Raw genomic sequence first — 18,009 nt, forward strand, 5'->3', positions numbered from 1 at the left:
TAGTAAAACTCTTAAACTGTAATGTTTCTTAAACGGTAGTTTGTGGAATTTAACGGCTTTATAAATTAAAAGCCATAATCATAATTTCCTAAATATTTTAGTCTATAATCCATTGCTTGAAAACTCACTTTGAACTTTCTGCTTAATTTATCAACCTTTATGTCGTAATCTAAGTCATCAGAAAGCTTTTTTAATTCACTATTTACCAATTTTTTAGGCATTAATAATGAAGCTGCAAAAAAATTCGCTTGCTTTTCAATTAAATAATTTTGACCTCTTTGACTACTTCTATATAATTTAGACCCTCTATAATAATCTACAAATAAAGGTTGGTCTTTATGTAATATAAAATGTCCTAGCTCATGAGCTATAGTGAATCTTTGCCTAACTTCATGTTGACTTTGATTTAATCCAATTACATCTTTATTGTTTTTTCTAACTAAAAAACCCGAAACCTCATCTTCTAAATTCTGTCTAACAATCTCCACGTTTAAAAGTGTACAAAGTTTTTCAACATTAATAGGTGCTTCTAATAAGTTAAGTTCAAGGAGTTTTTCAAATGTTAACTTCTCTATCTGATTATTTTTCATCGTCCTGTAAAATTTCTTTAAGAAAATTTAAGCTTTCGTTACTCATGTTACTATACTTGGATGTAATAACATTTAAATATTTATCTTCAATCAAACTCTTGAATGTATTAAAGGTTTTAACCGAAGGTAGAAGTTCATGTAGTTCACAATCTAAAGCTGCTGCTAATTCATAGATTACAGATAATGATGGTTGATGCTTCCCTGATTCAATGTTTGAAACAGAAGACCTACTAAGAGAAATCATGTTAGCAAGCTCTTCTTGTCCGAGTTTTCTTACTTTACGAATTTTCTTAATATTAAGTCCAACCGTACTGTATAGATTTTTATTGATGTTGTCCATAGATTCTAACTATATTGTAAATATAAGAATTTTTTACAAATAAAATGTTTAATATATAAATATTTATTTTTTTTTAACATTTTTGCTTATAACTAAAAAAAATGATTATATTTGCATTTGATATTTCTTATGTAGAAGAATTTATCTGATTATGAAACAAAAAAAATCAGATAGAAACTATCTGATTTAAGTTATAAAAAGTATTCAATGGGGTACTAGACCCAAAGAAAAAACTTTGTTAGTGTCGAGCTGCAAAGGTACAAAACTTATTATACTACACAAATCTTTTTTCTATCTGTTTTTTTTAAAAATTAACTAATAAATATAGAAGCTCTAGGTTTTTAAATTTTTATCACTTCATGTTTCCTGTTGGCTTAATGTCTTTAGGAATCACAAATATGCTCGCTGTGAAGTTTTAAAGTGCGGGCTGAAAAAATATTTTATAATTAAAAAATAAAAATATGTCAGATAAAAATATAAAGACAGATTTAAATGATTGCTATTGTAGAGGAGTAAAGCCGACTGTAGCATTCGAATACATCATTAGAATTAATGATAATGAGCTCTCAGTGAAAGAGCAAAAAATAACAGGTATCAAATTACATGAATTAGAAGGAACTAGTTCCGATACACATTTCATAAAAATGGTTACTAAAGAAGGTAAGATAGATATCGGTCCATTGATTGAGGTGGATTTGACTGAGTGCGGAATTGAAAGATTTATCATTTTGCCTTATGAACAGCAAGAAATTGACTTAGAAGATTGTTTTTGCAAAGGAGTAAAACCTGTGATTACTTTTAAGTATCTCTTGAAAATCAACAGGGAAAAGTATTCTACCGAGAAGGAGAAACTTTCTAGGGAAGAAATTCTTCAACTTGCAGGGAAAGACCCTAAAACACATCGTCTAAGAATGTTTACCAAAGGAGGTAAACAGATAATAGAAGAAGGGCAAATTATTGACCTTACAGAATGTGGAGTAGAGAGGTTTGTTTACGAGGAAATAGATTGTACAGAAGGTTTTTTAAGTTCAGACTTTAATTTGATTACTGATTCGGATAGGTTATTCTTATCAAGTTTACCTAACGAAGTTAATGTAATTAATGAGAGAAATCTGAACTGGATAGTAATTAGAGGTTATGAATTACCTAAAGGCTACAATGTCAAACAAGCAGATATTGCTATTTTGATTCCACCTCAATATCCAACAACTCAGCTGGATATGGTCTATTTCCATCCTGCCTTGCGAAGAACAGATGGGCAACCTATAGGAGCTCTTAGTAATCAAGCTATAGAAGGAAAAGTATATCAACGTTGGTCAAGACATCGTAAACCATCTAATAGATGGAATTCTGAGATTGATGATGTAGAGTCTCATTTAGATTTGATGATGAACTGTCTTAAAGCAGAATTTGATAAACGTTAATTCTTTTCATTATGCATATTAAAATTACAGAGAAGATGCATCAAGAGCTAAAAAACCATCTTCATAGTGGAGATGGTTTGGAAGCTATTGCGTTTGCATTATGTGGTAGACATTCATTTGAAGGACAAGAGTTTTTATTAACTCACAAAATCCTACTAATAGAATATGAAAGATGTATTAGAGAAGTAAATACAGTTTCTTGGAAGACTATAGATTTAGAACCTTTTTTAGAAGAGGCTGCGGAAAAAGGGTTAGGAATTGTTAAGTTTCATTCTCACTTTATACAGGGTTCTGAATTTTCGGAGTTAGATGATAAATCTGATGTTTCAGTTTTTGATACTGTTTATAGTTGGGTAAATGGGGATAATCAACACGCAAGTATAGTAATGTATCCTAATGGTTCTATGAAAGGAAGAATTGTAACTCCTGCTTTGACTTTCGAGAATGTGGAAAAAATATCGGTAATAGGAAATAGCGTAACAAACTATTGTTATACCACTAAGTCTCAAATAGAACAATCATTTATTAGAAATGCCCAAGCTTTTGGAGAAAAAACGGTAAAACAACTTAGTACGATGAAGATTGGAGTAGTTGGCTGTTCTGGGACTGGTAGCCCAGTAATTGAACAACTATATCGTTTAGGAGTAGGACATCTAGTTCTTGTAGATTCAGACCATGTAGGGGTTGAAAATTTAAACAGAATAATTTCTTCTAAAAAATCTGATGCAGAAGCCAAACGATTAAAAGTTGAAGTGATAAGAGATCATATACAGAGTGTAGATATTGGAACAAAAGTAACAAGTTATACAAATCTCCTGCAAGAGTCTAGGCAAGTGGTTGATGATTTGGCTAGTTGTGATTATTTGTTTGGTTGTATGGATTCAGTAGAAGGAAGGCACTATTTAAATTTAATCTCTACAAATTATCTCGTCCCACTTACCGATATTGGTGTAAAATTAATGGCAGATGGAAATGGAGGTATTAACTCAATAGTTGGCAATATTCATTATGTATATTCTGGTTCCCAAACTTTATTAGAAAGAGGGGTTTATACGGCAACTCAATTAGCAGAAGAAAGTCTAAAGAGAATTTCTCCAGAAGAGCATCAGAATAGACAAGTATATTTTAATAACGTGGAGGTAGATAGTCCAGCAGTAATTAGTGTAAATACTCTTTGTTCCTCCATAGCGGTAAACGATATGTTAGGAAGGTTACATCCTTACAGATTTCAAGACAATGTTAAATACTCAACAACCGTAATAAATTTGACTGACTGGGATTTTAATTATTACTCTGTATCTGAAACTAAAGAAAAACTACACTATAGAAATATAGGTGTAGGAAATCTTGAACCTAATTTCAATATTTATGTTAATGAAAAGAATAATTAGATGGTTTAAACAATTTGTTTCTGGATTATCTGGAAATCAGTATTTAAAATACAAGTTCAAGATTGTAAAAGAACTTCCTCAACATCCAGAGGATAATGTTTTTTATATAGAAGGTGATAAGAATAAGAATGATTTTTGGTATGGTCAAATGAAATGCCCTTGCGGATGTAATGATACATTGACTTTAAACCTTATTGATGATGTAAAACCGTGCTGGAGTGTTCATATTATTGATAATAAAATCTCTTTAGCCCCATCTGTTTGGAGAACTAAGAATTGCAAGAGTCATTTTTGGTTGAGGGAAGGTTTAATTAAATGGGTTTAATAATCAAATTAATCAAGTGTAATAGAATAATTTCTATTGCACTTTTTTCTTTTCATTCAAAATGAAAAATTATTGCAGCGCAACTTCCTTCTACTATCTTTTTGAATAAAACGGTCTTTACAAAATCTTGAACTCTTTCTTTTAGCTCGTGTAAGCCCTTTTATACTCAATGTCGAATTTCGTATAACGTAGATATATAGTTCTACAAATACCTACATATCTATATGCTATCTAAACATTACATAGAAATTTTTTCCATTGGTTTAAACATTGTGATTTTTTTACTTCTGGTCATCTTACTTCCTGTAATTTTTTCTTTTTTAAGTGTTCTATTTTGTTGGGTTCTGGCTTGTTAAAGTTTCCTTTTATTAAAAAGTGTCTAATTTGTATAATTTTTGTTTTACGAAAAATTACATTCCTTTTTTAGTCAAAAAGTGTAGAATTGTGTCGAATTTTGGTTTAAACCAAAATTACTCTATTTATTAAATCTACATCCTCGTTCTTGTTATCGCAAGGGTGTTCCCAATACTTGTAGTTGTTATAATAAAACACCCTGTACATAACCCCTTCAAATATTTCTAATTCGCCGAAATAGCGAATGTGAGAAACTAGCTTTAAAAATAACTGATCATCTTTTATGTCCTTTCTTAAAGTATAGGAGTGAGGATTATTCGGCATAGTTTTAGCAAATATCCAGTTGCATTTCTGCAATGTTTGACCAACAAACTTATTGGTTAGGTTGTGGTGTCCTCTAGATTTATACTCATTGTGTCTCCAGAGCTCTTTTTGGAGTTGCATATCAATTTTTTCATTGTTTGCTACAGGAATGTTGTTAGAAACTAGGAAGTCTCTCAAAATGTGTCTATAGCAAAAGTCCTGCTCTATACCATGACCACATAATGCTATTTTAGTTTTGCTGTGAGTTTTAGATAGCTTAATGAAAGTAGAAGTAATCCTATCCAGTCTTATCCTTTTCAAATTATCTTGATAAAGTAAGTAGCAAGCTAAATAGTCTCTAGCTCTTTCATTATGATAGTTTCTAAATGTATTTAAACCTCTTATTCTTTCTACATTCTCTTTACTCTTGTAGTTACCATATACTTTTCCTACTACGCTTATAGGAATGTAATCGTTCTCTAATAATCGTTCTATTTCTTTAAAACTACTAGTAATTATCTCTAAATTATCCATCATAATAGTATTTTGCTGTAGAATCCAATTGGATTCATTGTTTCTATCTATGTAGCCAAAGCTACCTTTTACTTTTTTTCGTTGAATTTGTAGCGTTTCCTTTTGGTGCTAATTAGTGCCATGAACATATCAGACTCAACAATTCTGATGTGTTTACCATTAGTTCTTAATCTGCCAGAAATCTCTGGGCAGGATTTTTTCAAGCTTTGTAAATGTTCTATACCTATCCTTTCGCCAGATACATCTAGCATGAATGGTATATTACTCCTACATGTAACAAGTTTAGTTTTTAGAGCAGATTGTTTTATGTTGTTTGCTGTAGAGATACTTACACCTAATCTCTTTGCCAAATAGCTTATTGGCATTGAATGAAAACCTTTAGTGTAAAAATCCCAATTCTTCTCTATGGGGTCGACCAAATTTGACACCGATTGGTTTTTCTTATCTGTTCTGATTTTCAGTTTTAGGTAGTAAATAACTACTACAGCACAACAAAAGTTTCTAAATGAAGCATAGTCATCATCTTCAAAGATAATTGATGAGTGTGGTAGCAAGTCTAGTTTGTAACACAGCTCTCTGTAGCCAGACACTCTATATACTTGCCTTTTACTATCAACAGTAATCCACTTATTTTTAATTAACCATTTTAAAGCTGTCTGCACCCATCTTTTTGACTTTCCTATGTCAGTAGCCCAAGTATCCAGTTGATTTGGATTAGAGCTAATGTATCCGCTAGAGATTTGTTTAAAGTAGACGTATAACATTAAATGATTCACTTTTCCATGAATTAAAGCATATTGGCAAAGCATTACAGGTATGGTAGTGTAGATAGGTTTCATACTCTATTATCAACTTGATTATTAACTAATAGAGTAGGGTATAAACCAGACTCTTCTAGTACTGGTTTCAACTCATAAAGTTTCTTAAATCCAAGGTATACTTGGTTCGTGATTTGTATTGTTGGGGCTACTAATAAAAGCTTCACTATTTAGTGAAGCTTTTTTATTTTAATATTCTTATTGAGATTTATCATTTTTTAGACTTTCTCTTGTGTTTAACTTAGCTTCTAGTTAACCTTTATACAAGCTATTATGAAAGTACTACTTCCTACCGATTTTTCCAACAATGCATTTAATGCTATTGTATATGCAGTTGAATTATTAAAAGAAAAAGAATGTATTTTTTATCTTTTAAATACCTACACTCCAATAGTGTATAATTACGATTATAGAATGAGTGCTGGCGGTGGTTTGGGTAAACTCAGAGATGTTATAAAAGACCATTCAGTTAATAAATTAAAAGAATTAAAGAGTAAGCTAGAAGATAAATATGTATTCACAAACCATTCATTTGAAATTATTTCATCATTTAACACCTTTTCTGAAGAAATTAAAGAAAGGGTAGAAGAGCTAGCGATTGATGTAATTATTATGGGAACCAAGGGTGCATCTGGAGTAAAAGAAGTTTTATTTGGTAGTAACACCGTTCATATTATTAAAAATAGTAAATGTCCTGTTATAGCAGTACCAGATGAATATAGTTTTGAAAAGCCAAAGAATATATTGTTTCCAACAGATTTTAATATTGACTATTCGGAAGATCAATTATTGGTATACAAAACGATAGCGAATTTATACAATGCTAAACTACATATTTTACATGCTTCTCGAGACAGAGATTTGAATAGTAAAGAGAAAATAAATAAAGAAAAACTACAAACAATTTTAGGCGATTTAAAACATCAAACTCATATTGTGCGAGATCAGGAAATTCCCTTGGCAATTAATGAGTTTCAAAATAATCATCATATTGAATTGCTAATGATGGTAAATAACAAACATTCTTTTTTCGAAAACTTATTTTTTAAACCAGTAATTAACCAGATAGGGTTTCATTTAAGTACCCCTTTTTTGGTAATACCTACAAAAGAGAAGAACCAGATGTAGTGTTTCAAAGAAGCAAATATTACTTTTTATACTGATAAATATCTTTCAGGATAACTTTTTCACTGTTTTCATTAACAACATTTAAATTATAGCGAATTATTACTTTTGTATTGATAGGAGCATGATAATAAATAACCCAAGCATCAGCTTCGTTTGTTCCAATACAACCATTAGAATATGCTTTTCCTAAAGTAACCGGATTTGTGGTTGGGTGAATTAATTGTCCATGGCGAATTCCATTTATTTCTGTTTCAAGAAAGGGAATTTGAGGCAACTTAGTTACTTTATTATCATCTCTTTTGGTTACAAAATATCGATGATTATCCGAAGGATTAATATATGCAGGATCTCGAACATAATCAACAATTTTTCCCGTACCTATTTTAGTTTTTAAGTCTTGAATTCTACCAGACATTTCAAGATATTTCTCTTCATTTCTTCCAACACGCACAGGAAATTCATATAGTTGCAAAGAATCTTCAAAGATTCGAAGCTTAAATTCTGGAATATTAATATCGATTACTGTCTTTTGAAAAGAGTCAAATATTTTTTTAGCTAAAACAGAATCTGGCAAAATTAAATTTGCTCCTTTCGGTAAAACAATCATATCTTTTTGATTGTAAACAAAAGAATCTCGAGCTTTCATTCTGTAATAATCGGTGTTTTGGAGAGTGTCAATTATCCACGAATTTGCTCTTACTAAAAGATGTTCAGTTAATTTATAAGAAGTTAATGAATCATATTTTTCAACAATAGAATCTAAATATTGAAAATAATTTCTCACGGTAATATTCTTAACAACAAAAAGTTTCTCTTTTGATTCATGATTACTAATAGATGTGTCATTTAAAACAGTATTAATAACAGGTATTCTATATTTTTTCGAAGAACTAAATTTTATGAGAGCTATTAAGAATATTACTGTGAGAAATAAATGGCTAAATTTTATCATTTTAATGGATTATAAAGCTAATGTATTGTTATAGTGATAAAGCAAAACTGAACCACATATAATTATTAGTGTTTTTTACATATTCTTAGTTAAAAATGAAAAGAAATCTTTTTTTAAATCATTATAAATATGGTGTTGAGTTTCCATTTTATCTCTAAAGTTTAAATGTAGTTTATAAAAATTTTTATTAATTACATCTTCGTTGGCTTTGTAATGATTTGCCATGTTTTGTTCATGTGCATTTATTTCTTTAATCATTTTGCTAACTTTTTCTTTATGGATGATAAAATTATTTTGAAAATGATCTAATTCTGCCAAAACACTTTTATCAGTCCATCGCTTAGAAATTTCTTCCAATCTTTTTTCAAATGAACTTAATTCATCTATCCAAAAAAGAAGTTGATCTTTCCATAGTGTATGTTCAAAATGCAAGTCTGAATTGTATACTGTTTGAGTTTTCATAAGATAATTATTTTATTTTTATCTTTAAAAGTAAATCGAAAGAGTTGATTTTTAAATGATAATTGTCATGTAAATCAGAATGATTTTTATCATTTTATCATGATGTCTATTGCTATACTTTTGATGAAGCAGTTATAAATTATGGCTACATTAAAGAACATAATAATTAAACTAAGTACTTTTTTTAACGAAATAGGAGAACTTTCCTATTTTGCAGGAAGATATTTTAAGGAGATATTTAAACCTCCTTTTGAGTTTAAAGAATTATTACGGCAATGCTATAATATGGGTAACCGTTCCTTATTATTAGTGGGTATAACGGGGTTTATTATTGGTTTGGTACTTACCTTACAAACAAGACCAACACTAATGGAGTTTGGAGCAGTATCTTGGATGCCTTCTATGGTAGGAATTTCAATTGTGAGAGAGTTAGGACCGATGATTACGGCCTTGGTTTGTGCAGGTAGAATTGGATCGGGTATAGGAGCTGAATTAGGTTCTATGCGAGTAACCGAGCAGATTGATGCTATGGAAGTTTCAGGCACTAATCCATTTAAATATTTAGTAGTTACCCGAATTTTAGCTACTACCTTAATGTTACCGTTATTAATCATTTTAGGGGATGCTGTAGCACTTTTTGGTTCTTTTTTGGTAGAAAATTTAAAAGGAAATGTATCGTTTCAATTATTTTTCGATCAGGTTTTTAATTCTTTAGATTTTGGAGATATTATTCCAGCAACTGTTAAATCTTTCTTTTTTGGTTTTGCTATTGGTCTTGTAGGATGTTTTAAAGGATATTACTGTAAAAAAGGAACTGCAGGTGTAGGTAAAGCAGCAAACTCAGCTGTTGTTTTTACATCGTTGTTATTATTTGTAATAGATTTTATTGCTGTTTTTGTTGCTGATATTTTTTATGAATTATGATGATTGAAAAGAATATAGAAATAGAAAATAAAAGTACTGAAGCAAAAAATATTGTCTTAGAAATTAAAGACCTGTATAAAAGTTTTGGAGATAATCATGTGCTAAATGGTTTTAACATGCAACTTCATAAAGGTGAAAACCTAGTAATTATGGGGAAATCGGGTTCTGGTAAATCTGTGATGATTAAATGTTTGGTGGGTTTAATGGAGGCCGATAGCGGACTTATTAGAGTAATGAATAAAGATATCACTCAATTAACCCGAGAGGCATTAGATATTTTGCGAGCAGATATAGGGTTTTTATTTCAAGGAAGTGCTTTATATGATTCTATGACAGTTCGTGAAAATTTAGAGTTTCCGTTGCGTCGCCACACTAAAAAGTTTGGTAAAAACATCGATACTGAAAAATTAATTATTGAGGCGCTAGAAAATGTAGGCTTAGCACATACGTTAGATTTAATGCCTTCCGAATTATCTGGAGGAATGAAACGTCGTGTCGCTTTAGCAAGAACATTGATTTTACAGCCTAAAATTATTTTGTATGATGAACCAACAAGTGGATTAGATCCTATTACAGCAAAAGAGATTATTATCTTAATGGAAGAAATTCAAAATAAATACGGAACATCCTCTCTTATTATAACACACGATGTAGATTGTGCTCGAGTAATATCAGACAGAATGATATTGTTAATAGATGGAACAGATTATGCTGTAGGTACTTTTAAAGAGTTGTCTGCTTCTAAAGACCCAAAAGTAATGGCATTTTTCAAACAATAAAATTAAGGTTATGAAACAAACTAATTCACAAAAAGTAAGGCTAGGTATTTTTGTAATAATAGGCACATTACTGTTCGTGTTTGCAGTGTACCTTATAGGACAAGGAAAGCAGATGTTTAAAAAAACCTTTACTATTAACGCCTATTTTCAAAACGTAAATGGATTAAAGGAAGGGAATAATGTTCGTTATTCTGGTATTAACATTGGTGTTGTAAGTAATATTAAAATGGAAAATGATTCAACAATCAATGTTCAAATGAATATTGATGAGAAAATAATTACTCATATTAAAAAGAACGCAATCGCTACTATTGGTTCTGATGGATTAGTGGGTAATATGATTGTAAATATTGTTCCTGGTAAAGGCGCATCACCCTCAATTAAAAATGATGATACAATTCAATCTTATAGTAAAATAGGAGCAGACGATATTTTAAGTACATTAAGTGTAAGTTCTGAAAATGCCGCAATTTTAACTTCCGATTTGATGAAAATTACAAATACCATTATAGAAGGAAAAGGAACAATAAGTGTTTTATTAAACGATACCGTAATGGCTAAAGATTTAAAACAATCTGTATACAATTTAAAATTAGCTAGTCGAGGCGCGACAAAATCGATAAATGAGATAAATAGCTTACTATCTTCAATTAAAGAAGATGAAAACACGATTTTAGGTGTGTTACTAAATGATTCTATTTCTGGGAAAAAACTAAAAAAGGTTGTTGAAAATCTTGAATCATCTAGTGTAGAAATAGAAAATATCTTAAAAAATGTAAACACAGTTGTAAACGATTTAAATTCTAGTGATGGGGCCTTAAATTATGTGGTTAAAGATACTTCGTTGGTAAATAGTTTAAAATCTACGATGAAAAACATTAATGAAGGAACTGATAAATTCAATCAAAACATGGAAGCTTTAAAACACAATTTTTTAACCCGAGGTTATTTTAGAAAATTAGAACGTGAAGAACAAAAGGCAAAAAACAAAAAATAAAATTATGAAAATAGAGCATTTAGACGAACGTATTATTGATTATAAAGAATCAATAAAAACGGTGGTTGACAAGAAGATTTTTTGGGAGAAAACAACAAAAACATTAATTATAAAAACTTTAAATACTGTTGCTAAACAATATGATATTGGTTGGAAGGTACAAGAATTAAATTGGATTAATAATAATGAGGCGGTTAATATCACATTCAATTCTTTTCCAAAGGAATTAATAGATTTTACAAATCAAATACCAGCCTATCAATTTATCGTTGGTGGTACTTTGGTGTTTTCGCAATCTTATAGTGGAGATGTGTATATTTTTATTTTATTTCCGTTTGTAGATAATTTAGAAATTGAAACAAATACCCTAGAGTTAGGGTTGAATAGACCACAAGATATTACTGAAAAACTAATTGTAGAAAAAGTAGACGAGTTCTTAAAAGAGATGATTAAATGGGAGATGCCATCTCATAGAAATAAAATGGGATTTCAGCATAAAGATGTTTAATGTTAATTCCTTCTCATGCGGCCTGTAATTTCCTCCACCTTAATTAAATAAACAATAGGCATATCATCGGCATAAATTTTACTTGAGAATTCATTGATGTAATCAAGTTTTCTTACTTCTTTTCTCATAATTAAGTCTTTTACTCCTAGAGAGAAGTCATGAAGATATGCTGTGGCTTCACTTCCTTTAAGTTCTTCGAAAGTACCTTGAACTAAAGCAGATTGCCACTTATTTACAGAACTTATTTCAGAAACCTCAAGAGAAACATTATTATTTTTTCTCATAGCGGTAATTTTATGTCCTTCATTAGAGTAACAAATAATACAGTTTTTTTCTTCATCGTAAAAATAGGTGATAGGAGCTATGAAAGGTTTGTTTTGAAATACATAACCTAAATTACCTATGTAATTATTTTTAAGTATTAAAAAACTTTCTTTCTCTTGTAACGACTTAATCATAATTGTATTTTTTTGTTATTGTAATGTAAGAGAAAATTCTCTTTTTTTATTTGAAAGCTAAATTATTTAAAGCAAATAATATAAAGGATGACATTCATCAGTTGAAATTAATGGTTAGATGACAAGATAGATTTTATTACTCCTTAATAAAACTTATTTTGACTATAAAAATAAGTATATTAGAGACACAGGTTTTTAAAAACAAAACAAAAATTAACCTTTTATATTTAAAAGGATATTTAATTAATAAAGCTACTTACGGTAATCAAGAATTTAGTTAAAAAAGAAGTAAAACATGTTTATAAAAGAAGCTTGTGTAGAAGGAGTCCATCAAGCACTACTTGCAGAACAGAAAGGAGCAGATAGAATAGAATTATGTGGAGATTTAAATGTTGGAGGGGTAACACCTTCTCTGGAAGTTATAAAAGAGGTAAAAGAGAAAGTAGGTATTCCGATTAGAGTAATGATCCGCCCCAGAGGAGGTGATTTTATTTATTCTAAAAAAGAATTTGAGTTAATGAAGATTCAGATTGAACATTGCCATATGCTAAAAATAGATGGAGTTGTGTTTGGTATTTTGAAACAAGATAATAGTATAGATATTAATAGAATTAAAGAATTAGTAAAAATAGCAAGACCATTAAAAGTTGTAATTCATAAAGCAATAGATGAAACGCCAGACATTTTGCAAGCACTAAAAGAACTTTTAAAAGTTGAAGGGATAACAACTGTATTGAGTTCTGGAGGTAAAATAACTGCAGAAGAAGGAAAAGAATTTTTAAAAATGATGGTATCTACTGCAAAAGAGAAATTAGAAATATTACCAGCAGGGTCAATAACTGACGAGAATGTTCAAAAATTGCATCAATTTATCAAAGCGAAATCATATCATGGGAAAAGAATAGTAGGAAATTTATACTGAAGTGATCTTGATTTTTTTGCATTACATAGCAGTTGCTAAGAAAAAGATAAAATATGAGTGTAAAATGATGATTCTTCAGGAAATGTGATATATAAATTATGACCTTACTTTTCTATTAAAAAATTATAATTTCCAGATGTTAAATTTATTTTAAACATTTGATCTTTAGTTGGAACAATTTTATGGTTGTTCTGGGTAACACTTTTTGCTTTTAAATATAAAAAGGCAGTACTATTGGGAGGAATAGTACATTGATAATGAACAAGATTCCCTTCTTTTTTCCAGTTTGAAACAATTAATCCGTACGGACTTTCATGCTTGGCTTCAAACTGTGTTAATCCGTTTACAAAATGTGGTTGTAAAATAATGTTTTTAAAGCCAGGGTGTTTCTCATCAGGTAAGATTCCTCCAAGTGCTTTGTAAAACCAGGCACTAATCGCTCCAAACATGATATGGTTTTTTGAAATATCGGAAGAGGCGTCAATATCCCAGTTTTCATAAAATGTTGTAGCCCCATTCTTTATCCACCATCCCCAGGAAGGGTATGTTTCTTGAGAAGCTATTTGATAAGCTAAGTCAGCGTAACCATTTTGACTTAGTGCCCCTAAAATAGTTTTGGTTCCTAATAAACCAACATCAATATGATTGTTTGATTTTTTAACTTCAACAGCTAAATTATCGGCTACTTTCTGTGTTAGTTCATCTGGAACTACACCCCAATACAAAGGTGCGCTTAACTCAGTTTGAAAACCTTGTGCATAGATTCCGGTTTTTGTATTCAAATATTTTTTATTAATAGCATTTTTAATGTTTTTAGCTAATCTTGAGTAATTTTCAAAATCATCCGTGAAACCAAAATGTTTAGCAGTTTTTGCTAAAATGGTTGCATCAACATAATAGTAAATAGAAGAAGTAAGCTCTTTTGGCGTTTCAGATTTTACAGGAACCCAATCACCCAGCCCCCAATTAGTTAATCCGCCATCATAACTAATAGAAGTAATATAATTAACGTACTTTTTTATAGGTTCATACATTTTTGTTAACGCTTTGTCATCTCCATAGAATTGATATAATTCCCAAGGAATAATTGCAATAGTACTCGTCCAATCTGGACCATTACCCCAATCATATCCCCATCCTCCCCAAGTAGGTATAATTGAAGGAAGAACACCGTTTTCTTGTTGTTCATCTCGATGATCATCCATCCACTTTTCATACACTGTTATCGCATCAAAATTATATAGGCCTGTTTCTATATTGATATGTGCATCTCCAGTCCATCCGTTTTTTTCTCGTTGTGGACAATCTGTTGGGTACCCGAAAAGATTTGACAGGTAAGAAGCATTTGTCGCTTCCCATATCTTATTGATAATTTCATTAGAACTTCTAATATTTCCTATTGGTTTTACATCACTATGCATAAACTCAGCAATAATGCTTTTCTGATTAAGATCTATAGGCTTATTACTTTTTACTTCAACATATTGAAAACCTTTATAGTTGAATTTAGGACTAAAAGTTTCCTCTCCTTGTCCATTTAATACATAGATGTCGGTTTGAAAAGGATCCAAACTATCTTTAGGGCGATAATGCACATTAATGTTTGACAAGTCCAGATTCCCCACACTGTCCAGTTGTTCAGCATGTGTTACCCAAAGTTTTGTGCCTTTTTCTCCACTAACTTTTAGTTTGGTAACTCCAGAGATGTTTTTGCCTAGATCAAAAATATATTGTTTATCACTACGTTTTTTTATGCTGATTGGAGTGATATCTTCTACATTACGAATTGGTGGCATAGCCTGAGCGGTAATCTTATCAGAAGGCAGTGTTACTTCTATGGAATTGTTCCAAGACTGATCATTAAAATCAACGGTATTCCATCCATATTGTTCCAATTGAGCATCATAATGTTCTGCGGTATATATACTATTAAATACGACAGGACTTAATGCTGTTTTCCAAGAATTATTGGTCCTTATAATATCTGTCGTTCCGTCATCATAATATACCCTAACATTTAAGCAAAATCGTGGTCGTGCTCTCCATCCAGCTTTATCAAAATTCCAGACTGCGGTTGATTGATGGTTATACCATCCGTTTCCTAATAATACACCTAATGCTACCTTAGATTTCTGAAATGCAGAAGTTACATCATAGGTTACATATAAATTTCGCTTGTCAAATCGAGTATATACAGGATCGAGGCGATGGTCACCTATTTTGTTTCCATTAATATAGAGTTCATATAATCCAGCAACAGCAATGTAAGCTCTGGCTTTTATAACTCTTTTTTTAGGGTGAAATTCTTTTCTGAAGTATGGAGCTGGTTTTACATTTACATCCTCTATATCTGTAATCCATTTTCCTTTCCAATTAGATGTACCCATCATTCCGGTTTCAAAATGGGTGATGGCAAGATTACTTTTGTTACCCTTATCATCAGTAATTTCAACTCCCCAATAATATTTGGTAAATGGTTGCAATGGTTTTCCTTTATAAGTTATTAAAACACTATCTGTTTCTTGAAAACTATTCCAAAGTTTTCCTTTATGATTGGCAACAGTTGTAGAATCTGTATCTACATAAATTTGATAGGATCTTTGAGAAGTAAATATTGTATCCGAAGTAATTTTCCAAGTAAATCTTGGAAGAGGATTGTCTATGCCTATTGGAGCTGATAAATGCTCGGTTTGTAATTCTGTTAAATTAATATAATCTTGTTGCTTACATGATACTATCAATAAAAAAGAGACAAAAAATAAAATATTCTTTTTGAATTGCATATTATTTATTTTATGTAAATACTTAATAATCAATACATTATGTTGATTTTAAAATATTGGTTATTAACAACTTATATGCAACTTACGAAAGAATATTGAATACATAACAAAAACATAAAAAAACAACCTTTTACTATCAAAGAAGGAGCAAAGGAGAATTACTAGGTATCCATTAGTTTAAGTTATCGATTGAATTTATGTAGGACGATTAGAAGAAAGCTCGAAAACAGTTATTTCTGGTCGCATACCAATTCTTGCAGGAAACCCTAACCAACCTAAGCCGCGGTTTACGTATAAATATTGATTTCCTTCTTTGTACAAACCTGCCCACTGTTTGTACTTAAATTTGATTGGACTCCATTGAAAATTTTTGTATTCAAGTCCGGCTTGCATACCATGAGTATGACCAGAAAGCGTCAAAGCAATATTAGTTTCATTAAGTACTTCTTCTGCCCAATGAGATGGATCGTGAGAAAGTAAAACTTTAAATGGAATTTCTTTAACTTCAGAAATAGCTTTTTTTAAGTCGCCATACTGCTTAAAAGGGGGGCTTCCCCAATTTTCAACGCCAACAATAGCGATTTCATTATTTTCAATATTTATTGTTTTCGCTTCATTCATTAAAAGATTGAAATCAATATCGCTGAAGAATTGTTTTATAGTATTAAAGTTTTCTTCTTTTTGTATTGGTGTTTCCCAATCACTATAATCACCATAATCATGATTACCTAATACGGCAAATTTCCCTTTTTTAGCCTGAAGTTTTTTAAATACTTTTTCCCAATCATGTAGTTCCCAAGAATAGTTGTTAACAAGATCTCCTGTAAAACAGATAATATCTGGTTTTTGATCGTTTATCAACTTAACAGCTTTTTCTAAGATATGATAACGATAGTTAAAGCTGCCTATATGAATATCAGACAATTGTACAATTTTAAATCCTTCAAAACCTTTAGGTAATGTTTTTAAATGAAGTTTTATAGGATGAATTTTAAATTTATACCGTGCTATAAGAATACCATTTACAATTACAAAAAAAGGCAAAAATCCTGATAGTAATCCGACAACCGATATAAAAGCAAGCGATTCGTTTTCTGAAAACACTGAGTTTGAAAAATATAATACGCTAATTATGATGACAAAAATTAACTTAGGAACGAAAGATGAAATTGTTAATCCGTAAAATGAAGCAATTAAGTTTTGTTTTCTACTAGGTGTAATGTCATCTAACCGAACTTTTAAAATAAGTATGGATGATATTAAACCGATTGTGAAAATCCAGAATAATACATTAATAAAGGTTTGTAATATCGGTTTTTTAAAGAGTTCTGTAATTGTCTGTAACCAATAGAAAGCAAGAATATCAACCAATAAAATGGCTAAACATAATAGTGTTATAGTAAAGAGAGAATAGGAGCGCATTATAGTTTGTCTTTTAAACGTCTTTTATCTTTAAATGCCCAGAAAATACTCTTAACATCAGAAACCCAATCATCATACATAAAAATTAGCGCAACTTCTTCTATAGTTTCAATTATTCCTACTCCTATCATTATATAAAAGAGTATATATTCTGGAGAAAAAAATAAAGACCAAAGAATAAATACACTTTGTATTACTGCAGAAGTTTTTGCTAAATACGTATGAAAAGCAGTTGCTTTACCGTACTTAAAATAAGCGATTATCATTTGAATGATATAAGGAGAAAATGCAGCAATTATAATAACAAGATTTTCATTAATAAAATCATTTTCAAAAATGAACAAACCAAAAAGACCAATAGCAAAAGTAATTTGATCACCTAACGAATCTAACTGAGAACCCCGTGCGCTAGTTATTTTTAATTTCCTAGCAATAAAACCATCTATGGCATCTGTAGAATAACTAATCAATAAAAGCCAAGTAAAAATAAGGCGTTCATCTAACCAAATTAATAATATAAGTAATGGAGCCGCAGCAACACGATAAAATGAAAACCAATCTGCAATGTTATAGTTTTTAAAAGTGAGCATAAAGG

At 30.4% G+C, this 18,009-nt stretch carries 19 protein-coding genes; 9 read left to right on the plus strand and 10 right to left on the minus strand.

Annotation, left to right across the window (positions count from 1 at the left end):
• Positions 1–65 precede the first annotated feature (65 nt).
• Complete coding sequence (locus C7447_RS04130; RefSeq protein ID WP_148869025.1) at positions 66–590, minus strand: ImmA/IrrE family metallo-endopeptidase; 525 nt, start codon at positions 588–590, stop codon at positions 66–68.
• Positions 580–930: a helix-turn-helix domain-containing protein gene (locus C7447_RS04135; protein ID WP_148869027.1), complete on the minus strand. Its 351-nt coding sequence runs from the start codon at positions 928–930 to the stop codon at positions 580–582. Before C7447_RS04135 ends, C7447_RS04130 begins: the two co-directional genes overlap by 11 nt.
• A 461-nt stretch (positions 931–1,391) precedes the next feature.
• On the opposite strand from C7447_RS04135, the gene C7447_RS04140 reads away from it, so the two are divergent.
• From C7447_RS04140 to C7447_RS04150, 3 genes are read left to right on the plus strand one after another with little or no spacing between them, the layout of a single operon-like run.
• Positions 1,392–2,354 (plus strand): multiubiquitin domain-containing protein, encoded by a 963-nt coding sequence (locus C7447_RS04140; protein ID WP_148869029.1) that lies wholly within the window; start codon positions 1,392–1,394, stop codon positions 2,352–2,354.
• A gap of 11 nt (positions 2,355–2,365) precedes the next feature.
• Positions 2,366–3,745 (plus strand): ThiF family adenylyltransferase, encoded by a 1,380-nt coding sequence (locus tag C7447_RS04145; protein ID WP_148869031.1) that lies wholly within the window; start codon positions 2,366–2,368, stop codon positions 3,743–3,745.
• On the plus strand, positions 3,729–4,070 hold the full coding sequence (locus C7447_RS04150) for a DUF6527 family protein (protein ID WP_148869033.1): 342 nt from the start codon (positions 3,729–3,731) through the stop codon (positions 4,068–4,070). The genes C7447_RS04145 and C7447_RS04150 overlap by 17 nt, the downstream gene beginning before the upstream one ends.
• A gap of 459 nt (positions 4,071–4,529) precedes the next feature.
• On the opposite strand, the gene C7447_RS04155 is transcribed toward C7447_RS04150, so the two are convergent.
• Both C7447_RS04155 and C7447_RS04160 read right to left on the minus strand, forming a co-directional pair.
• On the minus strand, positions 4,530–5,264 hold the full coding sequence (locus tag C7447_RS04155) for a hypothetical protein (RefSeq protein ID WP_148869035.1): 735 nt from the start codon (positions 5,262–5,264) through the stop codon (positions 4,530–4,532).
• A gap of 65 nt (positions 5,265–5,329) precedes the next feature.
• The gene (locus tag C7447_RS04160; RefSeq protein ID WP_148869037.1) at positions 5,330–6,100 is read right to left on the minus strand and encodes a hypothetical protein; all 771 of its coding nucleotides are present in this window, start codon (positions 6,098–6,100) and stop codon (positions 5,330–5,332) included.
• Positions 6,101–6,352: 252 nt separating this feature from the next.
• On the opposite strand from C7447_RS04160, the gene C7447_RS04165 reads away from it, so the two are divergent.
• The gene (locus C7447_RS04165; RefSeq protein WP_148869039.1) at positions 6,353–7,207 is read left to right on the plus strand and encodes a universal stress protein; all 855 of its coding nucleotides are present in this window, start codon (positions 6,353–6,355) and stop codon (positions 7,205–7,207) included.
• A 19-nt stretch (positions 7,208–7,226) separates the two neighbouring features.
• Here C7447_RS04165 and C7447_RS04170 read toward each other — a convergent pair whose 3' ends face one another.
• Both C7447_RS04170 and C7447_RS04175 read right to left on the minus strand, forming a co-directional pair.
• Positions 7,227–7,991: a L,D-transpeptidase gene (locus tag C7447_RS04170; RefSeq protein ID WP_246143013.1), complete on the minus strand. Its 765-nt coding sequence runs from the start codon at positions 7,989–7,991 to the stop codon at positions 7,227–7,229.
• Between the two features lie 243 nt (positions 7,992–8,234).
• The gene (locus tag C7447_RS04175) at positions 8,235–8,621 is read right to left on the minus strand and encodes a hypothetical protein (protein WP_148869043.1); all 387 of its coding nucleotides are present in this window, start codon (positions 8,619–8,621) and stop codon (positions 8,235–8,237) included.
• 141 nt (positions 8,622–8,762) lie between these two features.
• Between C7447_RS04175 and C7447_RS04180 the strand changes: the two genes are divergently transcribed.
• The 4 genes from C7447_RS04180 to C7447_RS04195 are packed head-to-tail and all read left to right on the plus strand — an operon-like array spanning position 8,763 to position 11,829.
• Positions 8,763–9,545, plus strand: a complete 783-nt coding sequence (locus tag C7447_RS04180; protein ID WP_148869045.1) for an MlaE family ABC transporter permease — start codon at positions 8,763–8,765, stop codon at positions 9,543–9,545.
• A complete protein-coding gene (locus tag C7447_RS04185) occupies positions 9,542–10,324 on the plus strand; it encodes an ABC transporter ATP-binding protein (RefSeq protein ID WP_148869047.1) in 783 nt (260 codons plus the stop codon). The genes C7447_RS04180 and C7447_RS04185 overlap by 4 nt, the downstream gene beginning before the upstream one ends.
• Positions 10,325–10,334: 10 nt before the next feature.
• Positions 10,335–11,321: an MlaD family protein gene (locus C7447_RS04190; protein WP_148869049.1), complete on the plus strand. Its 987-nt coding sequence runs from the start codon at positions 10,335–10,337 to the stop codon at positions 11,319–11,321.
• A 4-nt stretch (positions 11,322–11,325) separates the two neighbouring features.
• Complete coding sequence (locus C7447_RS04195) at positions 11,326–11,829, plus strand: hypothetical protein (RefSeq protein WP_148869051.1); 504 nt, start codon at positions 11,326–11,328, stop codon at positions 11,827–11,829.
• 2 nt (positions 11,830–11,831) lie between these two features.
• On the opposite strand, the gene C7447_RS04200 is transcribed toward C7447_RS04195, so the two are convergent.
• On the minus strand, positions 11,832–12,287 hold the full coding sequence (locus C7447_RS04200) for a pyridoxamine 5'-phosphate oxidase family protein (RefSeq protein WP_148869053.1): 456 nt from the start codon (positions 12,285–12,287) through the stop codon (positions 11,832–11,834).
• 295 nt (positions 12,288–12,582) lie between these two features.
• Here C7447_RS04200 and C7447_RS04205 point away from each other — a divergent pair, with 295 nt between their 5' ends.
• Positions 12,583–13,209, plus strand: coding sequence for a copper homeostasis protein CutC (locus C7447_RS04205; RefSeq protein ID WP_148869055.1), 627 nt, complete (start codon positions 12,583–12,585; stop codon positions 13,207–13,209).
• Between the two features lie 104 nt (positions 13,210–13,313).
• Here C7447_RS04205 and C7447_RS04210 read toward each other — a convergent pair whose 3' ends face one another.
• The 3 genes from C7447_RS04210 to C7447_RS04220 all read right to left on the minus strand — a co-directional run bounded on the left by C7447_RS04210 (position 13,314) and on the right by C7447_RS04220 (position 18,004).
• Positions 13,314–15,992, minus strand: a complete 2,679-nt coding sequence (locus C7447_RS04210; protein WP_148869057.1) for an alpha-L-rhamnosidase — start codon at positions 15,990–15,992, stop codon at positions 13,314–13,316.
• A gap of 195 nt (positions 15,993–16,187) precedes the next feature.
• The gene (locus tag C7447_RS04215) at positions 16,188–17,414 is read right to left on the minus strand and encodes a metallophosphoesterase (protein ID WP_148869059.1); all 1,227 of its coding nucleotides are present in this window, start codon (positions 17,412–17,414) and stop codon (positions 16,188–16,190) included.
• A complete protein-coding gene (locus C7447_RS04220) occupies positions 17,414–18,004 on the minus strand; it encodes a CDP-alcohol phosphatidyltransferase family protein (RefSeq protein WP_148869061.1) in 591 nt (196 codons plus the stop codon). The genes C7447_RS04215 and C7447_RS04220 overlap by 1 nt, the downstream gene beginning before the upstream one ends.
• Positions 18,005–18,009: the final 5 nt, after the last annotated feature.

Origin of the sequence: Tenacibaculum adriaticum (genome assembly GCF_008124875.1) — a bacterium.
Classification (GTDB): Bacteria; Bacteroidota; Bacteroidia; order Flavobacteriales; family Flavobacteriaceae; genus Polaribacter; species Polaribacter adriaticus.